Annotated in this window: 3 protein-coding genes; all 3 read left to right on the plus strand. The window is 34.8% G+C overall.

Annotation, left to right across the window (positions count from 1 at the left end; all coding sequences use genetic code 11):
- Positions 1-440 (plus strand): 1-acyl-sn-glycerol-3-phosphate acyltransferase (locus AACY61_RS10695; protein ID WP_339611571.1); only part of this gene is annotated, 440 nt, incomplete at its 5' end.
- A gap of 375 nt (positions 441-815) precedes the next feature.
- Positions 816-1,961 (plus strand): aminotransferase class I/II-fold pyridoxal phosphate-dependent enzyme, encoded by a 1,146-nt coding sequence (locus AACY61_RS10700; protein ID WP_339611572.1) that lies wholly within the window; start codon positions 816-818, stop codon positions 1,959-1,961.
- 63 nt (positions 1,962-2,024) lie between these two features.
- On the plus strand, positions 2,025-3,397 hold a 1,373-nt coding region (locus AACY61_RS10705; RefSeq protein WP_339611573.1), incomplete at its 3' end, for an SDR family NAD(P)-dependent oxidoreductase.

The following is a 3,397-nucleotide window of genomic DNA, read 5'->3' on the forward strand; positions in this document are numbered from 1 at the left end:
CACATACCAGCTGGCATGATTTTTACATTGGTGCTATGGTTAGGAAACTGCTTGGTGATTCGATAAATTTTATTGCCAAAAAAGAATTATTTGTTTTTCCTTTCGGATGGTATTTTAAATGGATGGGAGGCGCTCCGGTCGATCGCTTATCCAATCAACATACAGTTCAACAGGTTGCTCAATTGTTTAAAGAAAGGGATGAGTTCAGGTTAGCATTAGCACCTGAAGGAACCCGAAAAAAAGTGGATCATTGGAAATCCGGGTTTTACTACATCGCGTTAGAAGCCCAAGTTCCAATAGTGAGTGTTGCTTTTGATTATGCAACAAAAACCGTAAAAATCAATATCCCTTTCTATCCCGATGGCAATTATGAAAATGACCTTAAAAAGCTACAATCCTTTTACAGAGGGGTCGTAGGAAAGGTTCCTGCATTTACTTAATAATCAAAATTTACTAATTACATCTATACTTTGTCTATATCTAAAATTTTGCGAATACTATAATTTCATTCATATTTGCATTCAATACAATAAAGATATTCCCTGTATCGAATAATAAATTGTAATTTAAAATTAAAGGTTGATTGAGTTCAAATGAATAACAGTTAAAAATGTTATCTGAAGTTTTAAAATTTAAGTTTCAAAAAATCTCCTCAATTATTAATTACTGATTATTTGGTATTAACCTGCTTGACAAATCCCTATTTGTTGAGCAGGTTTATTATTTTATTTAAATACATTCCTGTCAATTTAGGTTTCGTGAAAGTATTGTTTTGTAATTTTGCAACAAATACAAAACTTAGAGACCCTCTATAAATGACAAACTCAAAAATCTATTTATCTTCACCTCATATGGGAGGAAGTGAACTCGATTATGTTCACGAAGCTTTTCAAACCAATTGGATTGCTCCTTTAGGGCCAAATGTAACAGGGTTTGAATTAGCTATTCAAAAGTATTTAGACAACAAAACGGAGAATTTGGAGGTAGCGGCCTTAAGTTCAGGAACCGCTGCACTTCATTTAGCATTGATTTTGTGTGGTGTTGAACGGGGAGATGAGGTTCTTTGTCAAAGTATGACGTTTTCAGCTTCAGCAAACCCTATTGTATACCAGGGAGCCACACCTGTTTTTATAGATAGTGAGCCGGATACCTGGAATCTATCTCCTGAACATTTGGAACGAGCTATAAAAGACAGAATAAAAAAAGGAAAATTACCCAAAGCCATTATTGCGGTGCATCTTTATGGAATGCCTTACAAAGTTGACGAGGTTCGTGAAATTGCAAATCGGTATGAAATTCCTATTATAGAAGACAGTGCAGAAGCTTTGGGAAGTACGTATGATTCACGAAAATGCGGGACTTTTGGAGATTTTTCGATACTTTCTTTCAATGGAAATAAAATTATCACAACCTCCGGAGGCGGTGCATTGATTTCAAAAACAAAAAAGCTTAAAGAAAAAGCTGTTTTTTTGGCAACCCAGGCACGGGATGTTGCTCCACATTACCAACACAGCGAAATAGGATATAATTACAGATTGAGTAATGTTGCTGCAGGTATTGGACGCGGACAGATGGAAGTACTGGACTCTCATGTTGCAAAAAGAAGAAAAAATCATCATTTTTATAAAAAGTTATTTGAAAATTATAATAAGGTTTGTATTTTTAGTGAGCCAAATGAACGCTTTTATTCAAATCATTGGTTGAGTTGTATTTTAATTACACCAAACAAAACCAATACTGTTTGCCGTGAAACATTGCGTTTGGCTTTAGAAAAAGAACATATTGAATCACGTCCTTTATGGAAACCAATGCATCTTCAACCGGTGTTTAGGGGCGCCCCTTTTTATGGAGATCAGGTTTCAGAAGGACTTTTTGATTTGGGTTTGTGTTTGCCTTCGGGTTCCAACCTCACATCTGCAGACCGCGAAAGAATTAAACATGTGATTGATTCAGTATTTTAACTCTCCCCCACATTTTAGGCAATAGCTTGTGTGCTATAGCCGTTTACTTAGCAGTTATATTTTATGATACAGGGAATTAAAAGTAAGCTTCAACGCGCTATTTACAGAGGAGACAACAAATTGGGGATAACCAGCCTTCGTTATTTACCTAGATGGATTGTCATATTGATTGACATCATTATTTTGATGTGTTCACTTGCAATGACACATCTAATCCTACTGAACTTAAACATTCAGTTTTATCAGACAATCAGTTTGCCTTATCAGTATGGCTTGTTGTTGGTAATTAATTGTATGTTCTTTTTTATCTTTAAGACCTACTCAGGCTTGATACGTCATTCAACTTTTACTGATATTGCAAAGTTATTATTAGCTTCATTTTCAACTTTAGCAGTTGTTTCAACCATTAATTACGTTCATTTTTATTTCACCGGTAAAAAACTTTATTTGTTGCCGGGTTTGATTTTTTATGCCTTTTTTTCTTTTTCTTATTTATTGCTTTTCAGGTTGTTTGTCAAACATGTATACCGGTTGTTAAAAGGTCAAAAAAACCACAATAGTTATAAAAAAAGGATTTTAATTTATGGAACAGATGACCAGGCAATTTCTATCGCAGAAGCTTTAAATACAGACTCGACTCAAGCTTTTGAATTGGTGGGGTTCCTGTCTCATAAAAAGAATTATAAGAACATTCGAATTCTTGACAAGCCGGTTGTAAACCAAACCAAATGCCTTAGTGAAGAACTGAAGAATTACAATATCAATGGTATTTTAATCATTGAAGACACCCTTTCAATCAAGAATAAAAACAAACTTGTGGATGAATGCTTAAAAGCCAACATTCAGATTTATAATGTGCCTATGGTTGAAAAGCTTCAAACCCAGAAAGCAATTAACAGTCAAATTCGAGCTATAGAAATCGAAGATTTATTAAACCGGGAAGTAATCCATCTTGACGATGTACTAATTCGAAAATCAATTGAGGGTAAGACGGTATTAGTTACCGGTGGTGCGGGATCTATAGGCAGTGAAATTGTCAGGCAGTTGATAAATTATCAACCCAAGTTAATCGTTGTCTTAGATCAGGCTGAAACACAATTGCATGAACTGGAATTATTGCTTCAGGATGAATTTCCGGAGGTGAATATTATTACAGAATTGGCAAACATTACTAATATGTATCGTCTTGCACTAATTTTTGAGCGGTATGATTTTGATATTGTTTACCATGCAGCTGCCTATAAACATGTACCAATTATTGAAAGAAATCCGCATGAAGCGATTTATGTCAATATGTTGGGAACAATGAATTTGGTTAAACTAACCTTATCTGAAGACATAGAGCGATTTGTAATGGTTTCTACAGATAAAGCTGTAAACCCTACCAATGTTATGGGTGCATCAAAACGTGCTGCTGAAATGTATGTACAATCGAT

It is taken from the genome of uncultured Planktosalinus sp. (genome assembly GCF_963973675.1).
In the GTDB taxonomy this organism is placed as follows: domain Bacteria; phylum Bacteroidota; class Bacteroidia; order Flavobacteriales; family Flavobacteriaceae; genus Planktosalinus.